General features: G+C 39.4%; 22 protein-coding genes. 10 read left to right on the forward strand and 12 right to left on the reverse strand.

Annotated features, from left to right (window positions below):
* Positions 1-4: 4 nt before the first annotated feature.
* A complete protein-coding gene (locus BW142_RS03350; protein ID WP_076923878.1) occupies positions 5-1885 on the forward strand; it encodes a hypothetical protein in 1881 nt (626 codons plus the stop codon).
* Between the two features lie 143 nt (positions 1886-2028).
* Here the strand turns inward: BW142_RS03350 and BW142_RS03355 are convergent, their stop codons facing one another.
* On the reverse strand, positions 2029-2670 hold the full coding sequence (locus BW142_RS03355) for a CPBP family intramembrane glutamic endopeptidase (RefSeq protein WP_076923879.1): 642 nt from the start codon (positions 2668-2670) through the stop codon (positions 2029-2031).
* 76 nt (positions 2671-2746) lie between these two features.
* Positions 2747-3322: an inner membrane-spanning protein YciB gene (locus BW142_RS03360; protein ID WP_076923880.1), complete on the reverse strand. Its 576-nt coding sequence runs from the start codon at positions 3320-3322 to the stop codon at positions 2747-2749.
* Positions 3323-3513: 191 nt separating this feature from the next.
* Here BW142_RS03360 and BW142_RS03365 point away from each other — a divergent pair, with 191 nt between their 5' ends.
* The gene (locus tag BW142_RS03365; protein ID WP_007375441.1) at positions 3514-3783 is read left to right on the forward strand and encodes an HU family DNA-binding protein; all 270 of its coding nucleotides are present in this window, start codon (positions 3514-3516) and stop codon (positions 3781-3783) included.
* An 875-nt stretch (positions 3784-4658) separates the two neighbouring features.
* Positions 4659-5237, forward strand: coding sequence for a type 1 glutamine amidotransferase domain-containing protein (locus BW142_RS03370; protein WP_007582489.1), 579 nt, complete (start codon positions 4659-4661; stop codon positions 5235-5237).
* Between the two features lie 74 nt (positions 5238-5311).
* Here the strand turns inward: BW142_RS03370 and trpA are convergent, their stop codons facing one another.
* The 6 genes from trpA to BW142_RS03400 are packed head-to-tail and all read right to left on the reverse strand — an operon-like array spanning position 5312 to position 11900.
* A complete protein-coding gene (gene trpA / locus BW142_RS03375; protein WP_076923881.1) occupies positions 5312-6133 on the reverse strand; it encodes a tryptophan synthase subunit alpha in 822 nt (273 codons plus the stop codon).
* Complete coding sequence (trpB, locus tag BW142_RS03380; RefSeq protein ID WP_024599347.1) at positions 6130-7314, reverse strand: tryptophan synthase subunit beta; 1185 nt, start codon at positions 7312-7314, stop codon at positions 6130-6132. Before trpB ends, trpA begins: the two co-directional genes overlap by 4 nt.
* Before the next feature lie 7 nt (positions 7315-7321).
* A complete protein-coding gene (gene trpCF, locus BW142_RS03385) occupies positions 7322-8686 on the reverse strand; it encodes a bifunctional indole-3-glycerol-phosphate synthase TrpC/phosphoribosylanthranilate isomerase TrpF (RefSeq protein WP_076923882.1) in 1365 nt (454 codons plus the stop codon).
* Positions 8679-9716 (reverse strand): anthranilate phosphoribosyltransferase, encoded by a 1038-nt coding sequence (gene trpD / locus BW142_RS03390; RefSeq protein ID WP_076923883.1) that lies wholly within the window; start codon positions 9714-9716, stop codon positions 8679-8681. Before trpD ends, trpCF begins: the two co-directional genes overlap by 8 nt.
* An 11-nt stretch (positions 9717-9727) precedes the next feature.
* A complete protein-coding gene (locus BW142_RS03395; RefSeq protein WP_076923884.1) occupies positions 9728-10330 on the reverse strand; it encodes an aminodeoxychorismate/anthranilate synthase component II in 603 nt (200 codons plus the stop codon).
* A 1-nt stretch (position 10331) separates the two neighbouring features.
* The gene (locus BW142_RS03400; RefSeq protein WP_076923885.1) at positions 10332-11900 is read right to left on the reverse strand and encodes an anthranilate synthase component 1; all 1569 of its coding nucleotides are present in this window, start codon (positions 11898-11900) and stop codon (positions 10332-10334) included.
* Positions 11901-12364: 464 nt separating this feature from the next.
* Between BW142_RS03400 and BW142_RS03405 the strand changes: the two genes are divergently transcribed.
* The 5 genes from BW142_RS03405 to BW142_RS03425 all read left to right on the forward strand — a co-directional run bounded on the left by BW142_RS03405 (position 12365) and on the right by BW142_RS03425 (position 15959).
* On the forward strand, positions 12365-13219 hold the full coding sequence (locus BW142_RS03405; RefSeq protein WP_076923886.1) for a PHP domain-containing protein: 855 nt from the start codon (positions 12365-12367) through the stop codon (positions 13217-13219).
* Entirely contained in the window at positions 13216-13836 is a 621-nt protein-coding gene (locus BW142_RS03410) for an L-threonylcarbamoyladenylate synthase (RefSeq protein ID WP_024599353.1), read from the forward strand. The genes BW142_RS03405 and BW142_RS03410 overlap by 4 nt, the downstream gene beginning before the upstream one ends.
* A 6-nt stretch (positions 13837-13842) precedes the next feature.
* Complete coding sequence (locus tag BW142_RS03415; RefSeq protein WP_083707545.1) at positions 13843-14679, forward strand: ScpA family protein; 837 nt, start codon at positions 13843-13845, stop codon at positions 14677-14679.
* Positions 14680-14824: 145 nt separating this feature from the next.
* Complete coding sequence (locus tag BW142_RS03420) at positions 14825-15376, forward strand: cytochrome b (protein WP_076923887.1); 552 nt, start codon at positions 14825-14827, stop codon at positions 15374-15376.
* A gap of 1 nt (position 15377) precedes the next feature.
* Entirely contained in the window at positions 15378-15959 is a 582-nt protein-coding gene (locus BW142_RS03425) for a YceI family protein (RefSeq protein ID WP_007582505.1), read from the forward strand.
* Positions 15960-16043: 84 nt separating this feature from the next.
* Here the strand turns inward: BW142_RS03425 and BW142_RS03430 are convergent, their stop codons facing one another.
* The gene (locus tag BW142_RS03430; RefSeq protein WP_076923888.1) at positions 16044-16886 is read right to left on the reverse strand and encodes a TIGR02285 family protein; all 843 of its coding nucleotides are present in this window, start codon (positions 16884-16886) and stop codon (positions 16044-16046) included.
* A 138-nt stretch (positions 16887-17024) separates the two neighbouring features.
* The gene (locus BW142_RS20700) at positions 17025-17192 is read right to left on the reverse strand and encodes a hypothetical protein (protein WP_002961566.1); all 168 of its coding nucleotides are present in this window, start codon (positions 17190-17192) and stop codon (positions 17025-17027) included.
* Between the two features lie 370 nt (positions 17193-17562).
* Between BW142_RS20700 and BW142_RS03435 the strand changes: the two genes are divergently transcribed.
* Positions 17563-18114, forward strand: coding sequence for a hypothetical protein (locus tag BW142_RS03435; RefSeq protein ID WP_076923889.1), 552 nt, complete (start codon positions 17563-17565; stop codon positions 18112-18114).
* Here BW142_RS03435 and BW142_RS03440 read toward each other — a convergent pair.
* A complete protein-coding gene (locus BW142_RS03440) occupies positions 18111-18914 on the reverse strand; it encodes a hypothetical protein (protein WP_076923890.1) in 804 nt (267 codons plus the stop codon). The two genes, BW142_RS03435 and BW142_RS03440, sit on opposite strands and share 4 nt — an antisense overlap.
* Before the next feature lie 188 nt (positions 18915-19102).
* On the opposite strand from BW142_RS03440, the gene icd reads away from it, so the two are divergent.
* The gene (gene icd, locus BW142_RS03445) at positions 19103-20371 is read left to right on the forward strand and encodes an NADP-dependent isocitrate dehydrogenase (protein WP_076923891.1); all 1269 of its coding nucleotides are present in this window, start codon (positions 19103-19105) and stop codon (positions 20369-20371) included.
* Between the two features lie 12 nt (positions 20372-20383).
* Here icd and BW142_RS03450 read toward each other — a convergent pair whose 3' ends face one another.
* The gene (locus BW142_RS03450) at positions 20384-20815 is read right to left on the reverse strand and encodes a hypothetical protein (RefSeq protein ID WP_076923892.1); all 432 of its coding nucleotides are present in this window, start codon (positions 20813-20815) and stop codon (positions 20384-20386) included.
* Between the last annotated feature and the right edge of the window lie 124 nt (positions 20816-20939).

Consider the following 20939-nt stretch of genomic DNA (forward strand, 5'->3'; position numbering starts at 1 on the left):
GAAGATGTTAAAACAAATTATACCTTTAGGGGTAGCTATTGCATTAGTAGGTTGTGGTTCTTCATCAGACAGTGACAGTTCAGAATCTGTTGCAGTGAGTGAAATTGCTACATCTTCTTCTGTGAGTTTTTATGTATCTAATTGGCAATCACCACAGGGCACGCTTAATGTTTTAGATAGCGATGGGGTGGTGCAAGAATCAATTGAAGTCGAAAACATTAATACTGTGAGTGTAAGTGTAACTCCACTTACTTTTAATAGTTTTGAGTTTATACCGAGTGATATGGCTCTACCTTGTCCGCGCTTTACAGGTTGTGGCAGAACAGTCCGTGGTGATGTAAATGACTTAAACGCAAACCGTTTAATCGACTACCAAGAATTGACAGCCGTTACTCTTAATTACAAAGCAGATGCATTTAGTGCACCGGGTGTAAATACGGTTTATTTATCGCCATTAAGTAAAGCAATTACAGATGAAGGCTTTAGTGCTACGCAAGCTAGTTTATCAGCCACGCCTTTTTATCATTTAACGCACAGCAATTTAAATGCAAGTGTTGAAGCAGAAATGGTTACTAATGCATTTACTTACGCAGCAATTTTAGCTGGTGTTGCTGATAGTACGTTTAGTGTTGAAAGTGCTTTTAATGCATTTACTAACTCAGAGACTGACCAACAGGCATGGGAAGATTATAGCGATTTAGCAGCGCAGTATGTTACAGATAACTTATTTAGCGACCAAGGAAATGGATTACTACCAAACGTTGCAGGTCAAGTTAAGCAAACGATCGCAAGTGTAACTACATTTACAAATTGGCAGGCTCGCTCAACAGAAGTTCAAAGCTTAGATTCAAGAGAGTTACTTGTTGATACACGAAATATTATAGGTGCTGCAAGACTTCAAGAAAAAAGCTATTCAGATGAATTAGACGTAAAATTTGCTGAGCTTGAAGATGCGTTTGATGAAGACACACAAAGAACCCTTGATGCACTTACTAATGCTTTAAACGAAGTTATTACAAATTATTCACCACTAGCTGATGGCTCTACACCATCAGGACAATATAAACTTCGTGACTTAGATATTGATTACAGCCAATCACCTTATACTTGGGCTATAACTGGCACATATGATGAGTTACCTATAACAATTGATTTATCAATTCCCACATTTAGAGTAAGTGGTGTGTTAGGTAATAAAATTGAAGGTATAATGAGCGCTACTGTTACAAATGGTACTACGGTATTAAGTGTTGATGTAAGTGAGTTGCTGATTGAGTTTGATGGCATAGATGCTCAAAGTGAATTAAACCCAGAAGCCGATACAGGTATTACACAGGTAACTACGAATGTAATTATCGATAAAGCCGCTGGTAAACTTGAAGGCGATTTATCACTAAACTTAAATCGTTTTGTTAATTCATTAGGTGAAGAGTCTACAACGTTATCTACTTTTGATTTTAATGGTGATTACGTGAGCGACATTCAAAACACTGCATTTCATATCACAGCAGTAGAGGCTTCGCCTTTTATTGGTGAAGATAATGACGATTTAGCATTTACTTTTGAATTAGATTTTCCTTTAAGTGGTGCAAGCGATTTTAAGTTTGCTTACGTGGGCGATGTTGAAAACTTATCAGAACTTACCTCTACAGATATATTTGTTAGCATAAAAAATCGTGCGTTAGATTTACGTATTCGTGATGTTAGTGGCAACATTAATCTAATAGCGAAAGGCGAAAATGGACGTTGGTTAGATGTAAAGCAAAAGGGTCGTAATTACAGTGGCGGTTTATATTTTGGTGATACTAAACTAGCTGATGTTACTGCAGTACGTGGTATTCCTGGTGTTTTATTTCCAAATGGTGAGTTTGAATCATTATTTTAACTACTTGATTAAATATTTTAAAGCCTAGCATTCGCTTAAGGCCGAACAGTTAAGAAGCGTTTTAACGATTAGTTAAGTGGCTTTAGAAATATTCAAAATCCGATATTAGTTTTCTAGTATCGGATTTTTTCTTGCTTGTTATATTAGTTAAATGCGCCTGAATCAAGATAGCTGCCGATCCCGAGTGTAAACATCCAAAGCCCCCATAAGCTATGCTCAATAACACACACAACGGTTGAGCGGCTTTGTGCATAGGTATAAGCAAACAGTAAACCGCCCAAAAATGCCAAACCTACTGCAATCCAATTTGCATAAACAATATGCGCCAACGCAAATACACTCGCACTAACTATAATACGTACTGCTTTTTTGGGCATGATGCGCTTATAACGATGAAAAAAATACGTTCTGAATATTAACTCTTGAGGAATAACCGACAGTATTGGGTAGAGCAACAACAGTAAAAGCCAATCATTAAACGAGTTGCGGGGAAGGGTAAACCAGTTTCCTTGATGAATAATCCCGTAAAACATACCCGAAAACAACGCACCTAAAAAAAAGAAGCTAAACAAACGTTTTTTAACAGCAGAAAACTGCCCAAGGCTTGTGAGTCTAAAACGTTTAAAATGGGGATCGCCCAGTAGCAACATACAACACACACTCATTAAAATAATAAGCGCAGGAATAAGCCAGTTAGCTAAATGATCGCGTAATACAAAGCCCAGCAAAGGCAGCAATACAAAAATGAGGGTAAATTCAAACCAGCGGTATTGATTGGCGTTCAAGGTCGTCTCAACTTGTTTTTTTTACAAACTAACAAGCAAAGACGACATTTTTATGACGATATTAGTTATCTATAAATTACTTTACTGGTTCTTCTTCATTAGGGAGGTATTTGTACAAGGCAATAATAGTGGCAAAAATACTCACAAAGGTAATGCCCATTAAACCAAATACTTTGAAGTTGACCCAAAAGTCGAGCGAAAAATTATACGCAATATAAATGTTCAACGCTGCGATGCCAGCAGTAATTACAACCCACATCAGGTTAAGTTTATCCCATAACGGTTCTGGGACTACAATGGCTTGTTTTGTATCATTAGCATTTTCGAGTATTGAACTAAGCGCTTTTTTAACGAGATTTTTTTTAAGTACATAACGGCTAACAAGTAACGTTAAACTTAAACCTGCGTATATTATCGTTGCTTTCCATTTTATGTATTGCTCATCATGAAGTACCAGCGTTAACGTACCAAACACAGCAGCAATGCCGAAAAATATCCACTGACGAGTTGGCACAGAGCCATGTTTAAAGTAGCTATAAGCAACTTGAATAAGCGTAGTGGCCATTAATAAACCGGTAGCCCAATAAATATCGACTAGCTTAAATACTGCAAAAAACAGTATGAGTGGGATGTATTCAATTAATGCGTGCATAGTCTACCTAAATTATACGAAAAAGAGTCAAAGGCTTTTTACCACATAAAGCTTAGCAACTACAAGGTTGACTTGTTGCCCTGTAACCCTTAGCCTGCGTGGCTTTATTGCCAATTTGGTTTGGTACTTTTTATATCATCATATTCCCACGCTTAACCAACACTGATTTGGCGTGTATTTAGGAGCCTAAAATGAATAAAGCAGAACTCGTTGCTGCCATTGCACACAAGAGTGAATTAACAAAAAAAGATTCTCAAGCGGCACTTTCAAGCTTGCAAAAAGTAATTACTAAATCGCTTTCTGAGGGGGATCAGGTTCAAATTAATGGCTTTGGTACTTTTGCACTAAGTTACTATCCAGCGCGTACTGGGCGTAACCCGCAAACAGGCGCAGCGATTGAAATAGAAGGCGCAAACAAAGCTGTTTTTAAGCCTGCCAAAGCGTTAAAAGATCTACTTTAAATAGCATTATTTAGCTAGGTCGTTGATTGAGCTTTGATTGGAGCTATTAAACATAAAATTATGGGCTTTGCCCATCACGCCAGCAAGTTGTGCGTCTATAAAAAGAAACATATGCCGAGTGTTAGTTGTAGACGCCAAACTTGCTCGCGCGAGAAGCGCAGCTTCTGATTACTTAATCACCGATCATAAAACTGCGTTTTTAAACGCCAACAAGTTGTGCGTCTACAAAAATAAACATAATGCCGAACATGAGTTGTAGGCGTTGAGCTTGCTCGCGCGAGAAGCGCAGCTTCTAATTACTTAACCATCCATCACAAAAACTGCGTTTTTAAACGCCAACAAGTTGTGCGTCTACAAAAATAAACATAATGCCGAGCATGAGTTTTAGGCGCTGAACTTGCTCACGCGAGAAGCGAAGCTTCTAATTACTTAACCATCCATCACAAAAACTGCGTTTTTAAACGCCAACAAGTTGTGCGTCTACAAAAATAAACACATGCCGAGTGTTAGTTGTAGGCGTTGAGCTTGCTCACGCGAGAAGCGCAGCTTCTAATTACTTAATCACCCATCATAAAAAATTGTGTTTTTAAACGCCAACAAGTTGCGCGCCTACAAGGATAAACATAATGCCGAGTGTTAGTTGTAGGCGCCAAACTTGCTCACGCGAGAAGTGAAGCTTCAGTATTTAATCATCGAGTACCAAACCTGTGCTGTATCTTGTTTATGTAGATTATTCATATTGTCTAAATGATTTACATAGCACTATAAACTTCAATTAGATTAACTCCTTTATTTTCAAGTGCTTGTTTTCGGCATGCATTGTGCTTTTTTAACTATGTGTTTCGAATATATTTTTCAAGAAAAAGGAGATCTCAATGAGTACATTACAAACAAGCACACGTTTACAAGGCAAAAAAATTGCAATTTTAGCCACTGATGGATTTGAGCAAAGTGAGCTGTTATCTCCACGCAGCGCATTACTTGATGCCGGTGCAAACATCGAAATAGTATCAATTAAAGAAGGCCAAATTACGGGCTGGGACGAAGACAAGTGGGGCGATAAAGTAACAGTAGATAAACTAGTCACGAACGCAGATCCCGCTGACTATGACGCGCTTATGCTTCCTGGTGGTTTATTTAACCCAGACAGTTTACGCCAAGATAAAGATGCTAAAGCCTTTATTGATGGCTTTTTTGGCGCAGAAAAAAATAAACCCGTTGCTGCAATTTGCCATGCACCGTGGTTACTAGCTGAAATTAATAAATTGCGCGACCGCACCATTACCTCTTTTCCAAGTATTAAAAGCGATTTAATTAATGCAGGCGCTAATTGGGTCGACCAAGAAGTATGTGTAGATAAAGGCTTAGTAACAAGCCGAAGCCCAGCCGATTTAGAAGCATTTAATGCTAAATTTATTGAAGAGATTTTAGAGGGTAAACACCAAGCTCACTAAGTTGCTTTTTAAAAAACAAAAAAGGGCACTTTAAATGCCCTTTTTTAATGCGTATAAAACACGCCCGAGTTACCTTAAAGCGATGTAGCTGCTTTCATATCGGCTACAAAAGCTTTTAGCTGAGCGGTCATTGTCGGTAAATCATTAAGGTTAGCTTCGATAATTTTAACCACGGCTGAGCCTGAAATAGCACCGGCTGCTCCTGCATTAAGAGCCGCTTTTACATCATCTGGCGTTGAAATGCCAAACCCTAAAAGAGCAGGGGCTGCGTGGTATTCTTTTAATTTAGTAACAATGTTGCCCGCTGGCATTTGTGCTTTAGTATCGGTACCGGTAACACCTGCGCGCGATAGTAAATACGTGTAACCACGACCGTAAGAGGCGCACTGGCGAAGTGTGTCGTCATCGGCATTTGGTGTTGCAATAAAAATTGGGTCTACACCGTTATCCATTGCTGACTTTCTGAACACTTTAGATTCATGTAGCGGTACATCTGCCACTAAAATTGAGTCTACGCCTACCGCTTTTGCATCTTTGTAAAATGCTTCTATACCGCGCTTAAACACAAGGTTTGAATATAGTAATAAACCAATTGGGATATCGGCATTATACTCACGTATTTCTTTAATAATATCAAAGCAATCTTGTGTATTAATGTGCACATCGAGAGCGCGAATATTCGCTTTTTGTATTACTGGTCCATCTGCAATTGGGTCAGAAAACGGAATACCAAGCTCAAGCGCATCAGCGCCGCCGTCAATTAGGCTTTTAATAATCGCAATGCTTTGCGCTTTGCCTGGATCGCCAATTGTTACAAATGGTACAAATGCACCTTGTTTTTGCTCGTTAAGCGCTGCAAACATTTTGCCGTAACGATCCGTTTTTACTTGGCTCATAGCTGACCTCTTTCAGATAGTACATTGTGAACGTGTGCTAAATCTTTATCGCCACGACCACTTAAATTAATAACTATAACGCTTTGTTCGGTTTGCTCTTCTGCATACTTAAGTGCATAAGCTAACGCATGGCTTGATTCAAGTGCCGGAATGATCCCTTCATTTTTGGCAAGTGATTGAAACGCATCTAGCGCTTCAGTATCTGTAATGCCAACGTATTGCGCGCGACCAGTTTCGTGTAAAAATGCATGTTGAGGACCAACAGCTGGGTAATCAAGACCAGCAGATACCGAGTAAGATTCTTCAATTTGGCCATCATCATTTTGCATAATATACGTATAAGTACCGTGTAATATACCTTTAGTGCCTTTACAAATTGTTGCGCCGTGTTCATTTGTATCAAGACCTTTACCAGCGGGCTCAACACCAATTAATTTAACGCCTGGCTCATCAATAAAGTCGGTAAACATACCAATTGCGTTTGAACCACCGCCCACACAGGCAATAACCGCGTCAGGTAAACGACCTTCGGCTTTAAGGACTTGTTGCTTGGCTTCTTCACCAATAATTTTTTGATACTCACGTACAATTGTTGGGAATGGGTGAGGACCCGCGGCAGTACCTAGCAAGTAATGCGCGTCTTGGTAGTTTGCTGACCAGTCACGCAGCGCTTCATTTACGGCATCTTTTAATGTACCAGAACCCGCTGTTACCGGAATAACCTCTGCGCCCATCAACTTCATTCTAAATACGTTAGGTTGCTGACGTTCAACGTCTTTTGCGCCCATATAAATACGACACTTTAAACCCAGTAATGCACATGCAAGCGCGGTTGCAACACCGTGTTGACCGGCACCGGTTTCAGCAATAACTTGTTTTTTACCCATGCGCTTAGTAAGTAACGCTTGGCCAAGTACTTGATTCGTTTTGTGCGCGCCGCCGTGTAGTAAGTCTTCACGCTTTAGATACAGTTTTACTTTTGGGTTTTTAACTAAATTGCGCGTTAAAGTAAGTGGGGTAGGACGACCCGCATACTCGTTTAATAATTTACTTAGCTCTGCCTGAAACTCAGGATCTTTTTGTGCTTTGTTAAATTCGTTTTCTAACTGCTTAAGCGCAGGGACAAGTAACTCGGGTACAAACATACCGCCAAACTCGCCAAAATAAGCTGGATTTTGCATTTTAACCTCAATAATTTCTGATGCTCGTAAAAGCATTATGTAATTTGTTAGGGCACTTTTTACCCGCAGATTCTTCAACGCCTGAGTTTAAGTCAAGGCCTAAGGCACCTTTTAAAAGCGCATCTTTAATATTGTCTGGATTTAAGCCTCCAGCAAGCATAAACGGTGTAGTTGCATCGCTTAGCACTGACCAATCGAATGCTTTACCTGTACCGCCGGCTTGAGTATCGCTGTGCGTATCGTAAAGATGACGATCAACTCCACTTACAGGTGTGGGCAATGCATCTTTTATTGCTTGTGCTTTCCAAATCTCGCAGCCGTTTGGTAACTGTGTACGCAAGACAGCAATGTAATCGTCACTTTCTTGGCCATGTAATTGTACTGCCGCTAATTTTAACACACTTGCGTATTGAACTACTTGCTCAATTGGGGCATCAACAAATACACCCACAAAATTAAGTGGTGCACTTTTACTAAGCTCTATTGCACAATCTAAATCTACATAGCGTGGCGATTTAGGATGAAAAATTAAACCACCATAAATAGCACCGTTTTTATATGCCGCTTGTGCATCTTGAGTTCGCGTTAAACCACATACTTTATTGTCCCCCAAAATCACACGGCGACATGCTTGCTCTAAATCACGCTCGCCCATAAGTGAGCTGCCAATTAAAAAGCCATCGCATAATGGAGCTAAACGTTTTACGTCTTGATGGGTGTAAATGCCAGATTCCGAAATAACCACTTTATCAGCTGGAATAAGCTTTCGTAGTTTTTCGGTAGTGGCTAAATCGGTGCTTAAATCGCGTAAATCGCGGTTATTAATACCAATAATTTGTGCATCAAGCGCAAGTGCACGGTGTACTTCTTCTTCATTACTTACTTCGGTTAATACCGACATATTAAGTGAATCTGCAACCGCATGCAGTGCTTTATAGCTTTCGTCGTCAAGAACTGACAGCATCAGTAATATAGCGTCACCGCCATAAATACGTGCCATGTACACTTGGTACTCATCTATAAAAAAGTCTTTACAGATAAGCGGTTGTTCTACTTGGCTGCGCACAAATTCGAGGTAATCAAAACTACCTTGAAAATATTTAGCATCAGTTAAAACACTCATGCAGGTAGCGTATTTTTTATAAACTGAGGTAATTTCAGTTAAATCAAACGGGTCTCTAATTAACCCTTTTGAAGGCGATGCTTTTTTACACTCTAAAATAAACTGTGTGCCAGGTGCTGCAAGTGCTTTATAAAAGCTACGACTTGTAGGCACTGCAAGATGCTTAAAGCTTTCAAGCGGACGCGTGGCTTTTCTTTCAATTAGTTCTAATTTTTTATCAGCAACAATTTTGTCTAATACATTAGCCATTACTTACCTCAATAATTGCACTTAGTGTGTTCATGGCTTGCCCTGAACTTAATAATGTTTGTACTTGTTTTGCCCCTTCTTTTAACGTTTCTGCTTTACCTGTTAGGTATAAAAGGGCAGCTACGTTAACCACAATAGCAGCATTATGTGCATCTGTGCCTTTGCCTTGCAAGATGGCGAGGCTAGCATTTGCGTTGTATTGTGGGCCTTCACCAGCGAGTTGTTCAAGTGAATAGTTTGCAAGGTCAAAGTCGCTTGGGTTTAGTGTGTACTGTGTAATCTCGCCATTATTTAGCTCAACTACCGTTGTTGGGCCGTGTAGAGCTATTTCGTCAGTGCCCGAGCCGTGAACTATCATCGCGCGCTTTGTGCCAAGGGTTTTAAGTGTTTGTGCCATTGGCATACACAACGCTTCGTTATACACACCTAACAATTGCACATCAGGTGCCGCTGGGTTAGCAAGTGGGCCTAAAATATTAAAAATAGTGCGTGTTTTAAGCGCTGTTCGTACGCCCATCGCATGGCGTACGCCACTGTGGTAGTGCGGTGCAAACAAAAAGGTAAAATTGGTTTGCTCAAGACACTTTGCCGCTTGCTCTGGGCTCATATCTATATTAATGCCCAGTGCTTTGAGTAAATCGGCTGAGCCTGAATTACTCGATACACTGCGATTACCGTGTTTTACCATGTTAATACCGGCAGCAGCGGCTACAATAGCAGCCGTTGTACTTATATTAATTGTGTTAGAACCATCGCCACCAGTGCCACAGCTATCGGCAAGTTGCGTACTGCTGGTAGTAAAAGCAACGGCGTTTTCGCGCATTGAGGCCGCAGCGCCTGCAATCTCGTCGCTTACTTCGCCTTTAATTTTAAGGCTTATAAGTAGGGCGGTTAGCTCAATTTCACTCATATTACCTTGCATTATTTCATCAAAAAGCGCTTTGGCGTCTGCGTAGCTTAATGATTGCCCAGTAATTAGTTGCTCAATAGCGTGTTGAACATTTATGGGTTGTTCTGGTTGTGTACTCATAATGTCCTCTTTTATTTAGCGCGTGTTAAGTAAGCGACACTTTGCTGAAGTAGCATTGCGCCGTTTGGCGTTAGTATTGATTCTGGATGAAACTGGTAACCCAATGCGTTGTCATCATGATGGTATATAGCCATTGGGATATCTTCGTACTGGGCAATTACCTTAATATTATCAGGCACTTTTGTTGCCATTAATGAATGATAACGCGCAACTGGCATTGTATTGCCCATGCCATCAAATACAGGATGATCGCCTAAATTAATAATTGAAGACTTACCATGTACGGTTTCACCCGCGTGACCGATTACTCCACCATAGCTTTGCGTTAATGCTTGCTGGCCTAAACAAATACCCAACATTGGAAAGTGACCTTTAGAGAGCTCAATAAGCTCCATTAAACAGCCTGCATCGCTTGGTGTGCCAGGACCTGGCGAAAGTACTAATAGCACTTGGCCTTGCTCTTGGCGCATTTTGTTAAAAATAATCTCAGCGCTAATGTTGTTTCTGTAAACAACCAGTTCGCAGCCAAGCATCGTCAGCTCATCAACAAGGTTGTATGTAAATGAGTCAAAGTTATCTAAAAAATAGATTTTGATAGGATTTACTTTGCTCATTTTATACCGCCTTATACGTAGATTTTATGGCGGTGATAACCGCTTGTGCTTTAGCGCGAGTTTCGTTTGCTTCTGAAATAGGATCTGAGTCAAACACCACACCGGCACCGGCTTGCACATACGCTTTGTTATTTTTAACAAAAGCTGAGCGAATAACAATACAGCTATCCATTGCGCCATCACCGGTTAAGTAACCTACTGCGCCGCCATAGCTACCACGACGTTTACCTTCTGTTTGACGAACAAGCTCAGCAGCACGCACCTTTGGTGCACCAACAAGCGTGCCCATGTTCATACATGCTTGGTAAGCGTGCAGTGCATCAAGCTCGGGTTTGAGTGTACCAACAACGCGTGACACCAAATGCATTACTTGTGAATAGCGGTCTACTTTTAATAGCTCTTTAGCAAAGCGAGTACCTGCAACGCTAATGCGTGCAACGTCGTTACGGGCTAAATCAACCAGCATTAAATGCTCGGCGCGCTCTTTTTGATCGTTTCTTAGTTCAAGCTCAATGCGGCTGTCTAGGTCTGGGTTAATTTGCCCATTAGCAAATTTACCACGCGGGCGAGTCCCCGCAATTGGGTATACTTCTACTTGCTTATTACTTACGTCGTACTTAAGGGCCGACTCAGGAGACGCGCCAAATAATGCAAAGTCTTCATCGCGCATATAAAACATATACGGGCTAGGGTTTTGCTTTTTAAGTTGGCTATAAGCGTGCAGGGGATCAGGACAAGGTAGTGAAAATGTACGCGACGGCACTACCTGAAAAATATCACCATCAACAATATTCTTTTTGAGTTTTACTACTTGCTCGCAGTAAGTCGCATCGTCTATATCAACGCTCACATCGCACTCGCCGCTTTGCATATCTGCACTAAATTCAGCTGCGTTATCGCAAAGTGTATTTAATCGTTCTAGCTCTTTACCTACTTCAAAGCAGTTAGCATGTACGTCTGGACCATTAAACACATTACCAATGAGTTCAGTTGTTTGTTTTTGATGATCAATAACAACTAGCGTTTCGGCTAAATAAAATACGTAATCAGGGCATGTGTTTTCGCCATCAGGCACATCACTTAACTGCTCAAAGTTTGCTACCATATCGTAGGCAAATACACCGCCTAAAAATAACGAAAATGGATTGTTAGTTGTGCTTTTAATACTGTTAATACACGTACGAAGAGCGCTAAATGCATTGTCTGCAACCAACTTACTTGCTTCGTCAATATCATTGTTTGCACTCAAGTACTTAAGCGTTAGTGTTGTATCGTTTAGCGTGGCTGTACAGCTTTTAACATTAGCATGTAAGTAGCTAAGCAGTTGCTGCCCGTTATTTGACTTTGCAGTAACGGTTACTGTTTTACCTTGGCATACAATGCGCAGGGCACAGTCGACTAAAATTAAACTTTTTACACTGTCTTTAGAATCAATCTCAGCCGATTCAAGCAGTAGTGAGTTAGGCTTATCAAGTGCCGCGTATAATGCAAGAGGACTACTAATATAGTCGCGTACTTGCATAATGCTTGTTACTTCGCCTGGTGTGGTAGTTATATGACTAAAAATCAAACCTCATTCCCTCAAAAAATTAAACCCCGCAATGCTTTAGCAATGCGGGGTTTGAATAACGATATCTAAATTACAAACAGATCATTACCGTCCCGCTATATCAGGCGCCACCACCAACGATGTGTAAGAGTAAGACCGTTATTCATGTTTTTCTGCCTCAAAATTTATTAAATATTTTTAACGTATACGTTTCGTAAAATTTAGTTATAAAAAAACCCGCATAGTTGCGGGTTTTGAATTTTTGTTAGACACGACAATTCATCACCCGATAATTACGAGTGCCACCACCAAATAGTGTTTAAGTTTGAATTGATCATTATTGTTAATTCTTAATGTGTCTGAAAGTGACTACAGTAAAACGTATCTTATGCTTTTGTGTCAAGTGTTTATTTAAAACAATTTAGTCAAAAAAGTTGTTATACTTACATAAACACCATTAACCCTTAATTTTAAGCAGTTTTCTTTTGATAAAATATGATTTACATAGCCATACCACACATTCAGACGGGCGTTTAACGGTTGAAGAATTATTGCATCGCGCTGTTGATAAAAATATTGATGTGTTTGCTATTACCGATCATGACACTGTGGCGGCTATTAAGCCTGCGCAGCAATTTATTGAAGCCGAAAAATTACCGCTTTCATTAATTACGGGCACAGAAGTATCTACCAAATGGGAAAGTTTTGAAATTCATATTGTGGGTTTAAATATTGATATTAATAATATTGACCTTACCTCTTTATTATCAGCTCAGCAGCAAAAGCGAGAAGAGCGTGCACTAGAGATTGGTGTTCGCCTTGCAAAAAATGGCTTTGATGGCATATACGAGCAAGCTAAAGAGCTGGCAAAAGACGCGCAAATTACACGTGCCCATTTTGCACGCGCATTAATAGAGCGCGGCGTTGCCAAAAATTTTCCGGGTGTTTTTAAAAAGTACTTAGGGCGTGGCAAAACAGGCTACGTACCAAGCTGCTGGTGCACTATGCAAACTGCCATTGAGGCTATTCATGCCGCTGGTGGTGTTGCGGTACTTGCGCACCCAAGTAGCTATCAAATGTCAAATAAGTGGCTACGTAAGTTATTAGTAGAATTTAAAAGTGTAGGAGGGGACGCAATGGAAGTTGCACAACCTCAACAGGCGCCAAGCGAACGTCAATTTTTAGGTGAACTCAGTCGTGAGTACGAATTACTTTGCTCACAAGGGTCTGATTTTCATTTTCCGACAAGCTATTTAGAGCTTGGCAAAAATTTATACCTACCTAAAGACTGCCAAGGTGTTTGGCAAGCTTGGGAAGGAGAAGAAGGGGCATTAACATGAGTCAATTATTTCATATTCATCCTGATAACCCGCAACCGAGATTGATTAGTCAAGCCGTTGATATTATTAAACAAGGCGGCGTTGTTGTTTATCCTACAGATTCGGGCTACGCCATCGGTTGTAATATTGGTAACAAGCAAGCCAAAGAGCGCATAGAGCGTATTCGTGGTATTGAAAAAAACGATAACTTTACGCTAGTTTGCCGTGATTTATCGGAGTTATCTACTTACGCACGTGTAGATAACCAATTATTTAGACTTATTAAAAATAATACGCCAGGGCCTTATACCTTTATTTTTAAAGGAACAAAAGAAGTTCCTAAACGCTTATTAAACGACAAGAAAAAAACCATTGGCATGCGTGTAATTGAGCATCCAATAGCCTGTGCGTTACTTGCCGAACTTGGCGAGCCGTTAATGTCGTGTTCTTTAATTTTACCTGGTGAGCAGTTTACAGAGTCAGATCCTGATGAAATTTTAGAGCGATTAGATAAGCATGTTGATTTAATTATTCACGGTGGTTATTTGCCAGAGCAAGCAACAACAGTAATCGATCTGTCGGAAGATGACGTTAAAATATTGCGTGTTGGCTGTGGTGATACAAGCCCGTTTGAGTAATAAAGCGTGAGCGAAAGTACCGCTGATATTAAATATATCGAAAAGCCAGTGCAGCAAAAGCTGCCACTGGCTTTTTTGCATGGTAAAGCGGTTGTAGACAAACCCGAAGATTTATACATTCCGCCCGATGCGCTCAAAATAATATTAGAAACTTTTGAAGGTCCGCTCGATTTACTGCTGTACTTAATTAAAAAGCATAAGCTTGATGTGCTCGAACTTTCTATTTTTAGTATTACAGAGCAGTACGTAAGTTACGTTGAAATGATGACCGAGTTTCAACTCGAACTTGCTGGTGAATATTTAGTAATGGCTGCGTTACTTGCACAAATTAAGTCGCGCTTATTATTACCTGTACACGAAGAGCTAGAAGAGGAAGAAGATCCTCGCGCTGAGCTTATTAAGCGTTTACAAGAATATGAGCTATTTAAAAAAGCCGCTGAAAATCTCGATGACATTCCTCGTGTTGGTCGTGATATTTTTATAGCGCATGCCGCTATGCCAATACGTGAAGACACAACTCAAAACCTCCCCGAACTTGAACTTAAAGACTTAATGCTGGCGTTGAGTGATGTAATGGCGCGCGCAAAAACGTTTGAGCATCACCAAATTACTGCCGAAGTACTCTCAACGCGAGAGAGAATGAGTCAAATATTACAGCAATTATCGCAAGCAAATTCGGCGGTGGTTTTTAATGCGCTTTTTACGCCAAATGAAGGGCGAAGTGGTGTAGTCGTTAGTTTTATTGCTATGCTAGAGCTCATTAAAGAAGGACTTGTTACCTGTTTGCAAGTAAGCCCTGAGAGCTTAATTTATGTCAGCTTAAGCGAGCAATCCACCCTATAAACTTATCTGTTTAATCCTCTCCTTTTAAAACTGACTTTGAATATCAAAGTTCTGTGCGTATACGCACGTAAAGTGTTTGTAAATGTTATTTTCATTTACGGCTGTGCACTATATTGTAGCGTCATAGCATTATAGGAAATCACACATGTTTAAAAATACACCGTCATCATACGGGCTTGTCGCCATTATTTTACATTGGCTCATGGCGCTGACTATTTTTGGCTTGTTTGGTTTGGGCTTATATATGGTTGAGCTTACTTATTACGATAGCTGGTATAAAGGCTCGCTCGATTTACATAAGAGCATTGGTATTACGCTTGTGGCCGTATTTTTATTTAGAATTTTATGGCGTGCTTTATCTACACAACCCAAACCATTAGGTGAAAGTAAAGGCATAAACCAATTAGCGCATACGGCGCATATTGCTATGTATATTATTTTGGCCGTTATTGTTGTTGCAGGGTATTTGATATCAACCGCAGACGGACGTCCAATAGAAGTGTTTACATTATTTAACGTATCAGCGCTTGATTTTGCTTTTGATGACCAAGCCGATATTGCAGGAAAAGTACATTATTATGGTGCATGCACATTAATAGGGTTTGCAGTACTTCATGCACTAGGGGCGTTAAAACATCACTTTATCGATAAAGATAAAACCTTAATCAGAATGATCAAACCATTAAAGGATGATTAAAATGAAAAAACTATTAGTAAGCACAGCCGTTTCGGCTGCAATGATGTTATCGGCAACAGCCGCTAATGCAGCTGATTATGTAATTGATACAAAAGGTGGGCACGCGTCTGTTAACTTTAAAATTAAACACCTAGGTTACAGCTGGTTATATGGTCGCTTTAATACTTTTGACGGCACATTTAGTTATGATGCTAAAAACCCTGATGCATCAAAGATTATGGTAAATATTGATACCACAAGCCTTGATTCTAACCATGCAGAGCGTGATAAGCACTTACATGGTAAAGATTTTTTAAATGTGGATAAATACCCAAAAGCGACATTTAAAAGCACGAGCATTAAATTTGATGAAGATGGTGAAGAGGCCGACGTAACCGGCGAATTTACGCTGCATGGCGTAACTAACACTATTACCTTTGAAATAGATAAAGTTGGCGAAGGTAAAGATCCGTGGGGCGGCTATCGCGTAGGTTTTGAGGGCGAAACCAGCCTTAAACTTACCGATTACGGTATTGATTACAACTTAGGACCTGCATCTACTCATGTTGATATTATTTTATCAATAGAAGGCGTTCGTCAGTAATACCATTATTAAATATAAAAACGCCACTTACTGTGGCGTTTTTTTTGCTTAACAGAAACTCAAATTAAGCGACTTCGAATTTGCTTATTTTGCGCTATTAATACGTGACTGTAATAGCGGCCTTAAATGCTTAGGTAACCAGCGCATGAGCAAATCGTTATAAGCCTGCGTTTTTTTAATGACTTTGAGCTGCTCATTAAGAATGGCAATGTCTTCTGCGCCTTGCTCGTTTTTAGTACAGCCAATAAAACCATAACTTAACGCGGGTGATTCGGTTAATGGACGTTGCGTTAAATTTTCTGCAAAGTGCATTGATTTAGCTAAATAGTAATGCTCGCTTGGGTAACCCAGCAAAATATCAATTCGTTTTAGGTTAAGCATATATGTAAGGCTCGCTAGGCTATCGCGGGTTGGTCTAATTACTAAATCTATATTGGGCGTACTGTTTATTAATGTATCTATCTCTTGGCCATAAGAGCGGCTCATAGAGACTCCAAGAGTTAGTTTTTTATCTTGTATTAAATCCAATAACGAGACTTCATTTGAGTCCGCTATATTTAGCGCTTTGGCTAATCTCTTGTGCATGGCAATTGAAGGTGAAAGACCCGTTGTTGAGCTCTCGTCTGTAAAGTAAATATACTTTTTTCTGTAATCGTTTTTATAAAGCGATAGTGCGCACGTATTGTGTGAATTATTAGACAGTTCTTGAATTACTTTACCTGAGGGAATAAGCATTCGATTAAAGGTAATATTAGGCAGTTGTTTTTCAAGTAATGAAATTATGCTTTCGTCGCGGCCTTGGTGTTGATATTGGCCATTTAAAATATAGTAGGGTGCAAAGTCATGCGCTAGCCAGTTTATGGTTCTCGCATTACTTATTGGGCTCAAACTGAAAAAGAGTAAAAAGGTTAAAAATATACGGAGCATTACAACAGCTACCAGTAATTATTATTGTAAAACTATTGTAACCAATAAAGAGCTAAAAAGTAAAATGCCAGCAACGAGGCTGGCATAATATCTTATCAATAATTGCAATAATAAAAGGCAATTAAAGTTATGTGTTGTTTAGTTAGCTTTTAGCCACTTAACAAACTGGCGCGCATCACTCGCTTTTTGAAACAATGCATTTTTTAAACCTTGCGTATCACTAAAGATTACACGATGTTTGTTTACTGAAATTGATTGCACTGGATGTGCGATTTGGATCATAGACCCATTATATTTATAAGACATAATAAAACTCACTTTATTCTTGTTATTTATTCTGCGCTATATTTTTATAGCAAATTGCAGTTAATAAATTAACGATGTTGTGTTTAGCTTCATTACAGTGTTGACGATCTTTATGACACTTTTGCGATGATAGTAAAAAATCATCTCGGTATTATTCAAGGGGTTCTCGCCGTACAATAACTTAGCTTTCAAATATACGTTTTGCGGGGCTTACTGGATCAGGGTAAATGGTTAACCGCGGCGGTTTCTTTAAACCAGAGAGGGAAGGTAACTTATATATAAATTGTGTGCAAGCTATTTTTGTAAAAATATTTATAATAAATCTTATCAACTGCTTACAATAGCCATTTTTAGTTACCAAAGGATAAGTATGAATTACCTAATAGTGAGTGATATTTATGGTTTAACCCCTGCTTTAAGAAGGTTATCACAGGCAATTAGTCCAAATATAGTTATTGTTGACCCTTTCAATAACAAGATTCAAGTCATTGAAAATGAACAAGATAGTTATAATAATTTTATGCAGCAGTGTGGCCATGATAAATACACCGACAAACTTCAAAAATGCTTTGAAGGCTTAAAAGTGCCAACCACGTGTATTGCTTTTAGTGCAGGGGCAAGTGCAGCATGGCGGGCACAGTTATTAACAGGCAATACACACCTTAAAAAGTTAATTGGCTTTTATCCGTCGCAAATTAGACATAATTTAAATTTAAGCGCAAAAGTACCCTGTGAGTTCATATTTCCAGCAAGTGAGGGGCACTTTAATGTTGATGAAGTTATTAAAGCTTTAAGCACCAAAGCGGATGTTAAGTGCTATAAAACCAATTTTTCGCATGGTTTTATGAATGAGTGTTCAACTAATTTTAATGCGCAAGGACTGGTTGAATATAGTAACTATATAAAACAGAGCAGCTTTTAAAGCGTGTTTAGCTGCTCTTCACTAATATCAGGAAAATCAGTACGAGTATTATATTTTGCATATAGCGTTGAAAAAATGCTACTACCGGATAGCTTATCTAACTCTTTTATAAATGTTTTAGCATTTGAACGAGCGGGTCTACAGCATACTTGATACTGTTTTATTATACCCGCCACAGATAACCCTTGTTTTTGTAGCTCTAAATCAGCCTGGGCAAAAAAAGCTGCACCAGTCCAATAAACACGTTGTTGGGCACGTTGTTTCCACATATCAGCAGAGAGCTTATTAAGTGGCTGTGTTTTAGTTTTGGCTTGCAGGCGGGCACGATCAAATCCTGCATTTAAACGTTGTACAAACTGCGGCTGGGTAATTATACCGCTGTCACGCATTATTACGTTTTGCATATAACTGGCAAAACCCTCACTTAGCCAAAAACCGGAGTAGGGAAGTAGCGGCAAGTATAAATGCGAAAGTTCATGGTATAGCGTCCAATCTTTAGTGAATGCATTTAGACTAGCGTAGCGATCTATATGTAGTTCAAGCCCATCGGGGTTATTGCGTTTAACTGTAGCCCAAGGCACAGGCTCAAAAGCAAAATATTGTGGTTTTAAATAAATAGGCAATGTGGTTTGTTTTAAAGGTCCCAGTGTATTTTGTGTTTTTTCAACACTTTGATTAACCCATGTAGATACTGTGTTTTGAGCATTACTTGAGAGCGAGCTAAGGTTATGTATGACTACTTCAAGGGCTAATGCGTTAAAAGAGCTAATTGATAGTAGCAGTACAAAAAAGAATTTCATTAAAATGCTCCACTGTAATTTAATAACTGGTACGAAAATCCTAATATACAAGACCAACTAAATGGATAAATAATCACGCCTAATTCTTTATTTTTTAAAATGATAGTAACTATAAAAGTACAAATACAGACACTCCTAGCTAAGCATGGTTTAATCAATTAATCGTTATTTTAAGTTAGGTTTTAGCCATGACGTATCAGCATATTCAAGTTCCTGAGCACGGCCAAAATATCACTATTGATGCACAAGGAGACTGGCAAATACCGTTAGAACCTATCATAGCTTTTATTGATGGCGATGGCGTGGGTCTAGATGTTATGCCGGTAATGCGCCACGTTGTTGATAGTGCAATTGAGCATTGCTATAAAAGCGCACGGAAAATTCATTGGATGCAAGTTTATAATGGCGAGCAGGCCGCAAAGCTGTATGACGGTGATTGGTTTCCACAAGAAACAATTAACGCAGTACGTGCCTGTAAAATTGCCATAAAAGGGCCGTTAACCACACCACTGGGTGGTGGATTTCGATCGCTTAATGTTGCACTCAGGCAAGAAATGGATTTGTTTGTAAATATGCGCACTATAAAAGGCTTTAGCGCACTTCCTTCTCCTTTAAAAAATCCTTTTTTAACAAACATAGCAGTACTTCGTGATAGCAGCGAAGACGTGTACTCAGGTATTGAGTGGCAAGCAGGCAGTGTAGAAAGCGAAAAAATGCTCGATTTTTTATGTGAGGAAATGGGTGTAACCCGGTTAAGGTTTTCACAAGAGTGCGGAATTGGTATTAAAAATATATCCAAAGAAGGCTCTGAGCGATTAGTACGTTATGCCATTAACTATGCAATAAAAAACGATAGTGAATCGTTAACGCTAGTGCATAAAGGCAATGTACTTAAATTTACCGATGGGGCATTTAAGCGTTGGGGGTTTGCACTAGCACAAAACGAATTTAATGCCACTGCACATGAAAATGGGCGTTGGTTGCAAATAGAGCGAACACATCAAGCGCCCTTAATTATTAAAGAAGTCATAGCCGATAACATGCTGCAGCAATGTTTAATGCACCCAGAGCAATTTGATGTAGTGGTGACGACTAACCAAAACGGTGATTTTTTAGCGGATATGCTCAGTGCACAAGTTGGCGGTGTTGGCATAATGCCCGCTGCAAATTTAAATAACGATGTTGCATTTTTTGAGCCTACGCATGGCACGTTTGAACGTATAGCAGGGCAAAATAAAGCAAACCCCAGCAGTAGTATTTTAAGTGCGGTATTAATGCTTAAATTTATGGGGTGGAACGAAGCCGCACTACTCATAGAAAATGCGTTAGAGCAAACATTTAAAAGCGGTGAAGTAACCTTTGATTTAGCGCAAGAACACACCGATAACTCACGAATTCATAACTCGACAACCTTAACTTGTACTGGCTTTGCAAAGAAGGTTATCGAGCACTTTTAAATACATCCATTATTAAGCTGCTGAAGCAGTTTTTACTCTGTGCATACAAGGGCGGTTGGTTAACTGCGCTGCACGATGATAAATCTCATGTGCCTCAGGTTCATCGCACTGAGTACCACTAAGCGTATCCATTAATGCAACAACAATAATTGCAGGAACCTGGCAGCAATATTCGTCTAAAACGGCTTCCGTAGTTTGTGCATCAACATGGCAAAGTGGATGATTTTTAAGTTGGTATGCGTTTAATAATGTATCTACCTCTAATACATCATTAGGTTGATGTTTTGTTTTGCGGCATTTACAACCAAACTCATCAACTAAAGTAGCTAATGCTTGGTAAGTTTCAGTGGTGTTAGCTTTAGTGCATAACTGCTCTTCAATGAACTGATGCAAGTTAGCATCGATGAATAATCCATCTTGGCGTGTGAAAGAAGTTGTTGTCATAATAATTACTCTTAGTTTGTTGGCTTAACTTCACTCTAGCGCTAAGTGTATTATTAATAAAATTGTTGTTTTCAATAACTGATATTGATTTTATCAATAATAAGATTTAATGGTTAATAGAATG

Source organism: Pseudoalteromonas sp. EB27 (genome assembly GCF_001974875.1).
Classification (GTDB): domain Bacteria; phylum Pseudomonadota; class Gammaproteobacteria; order Enterobacterales; family Alteromonadaceae; genus Pseudoalteromonas.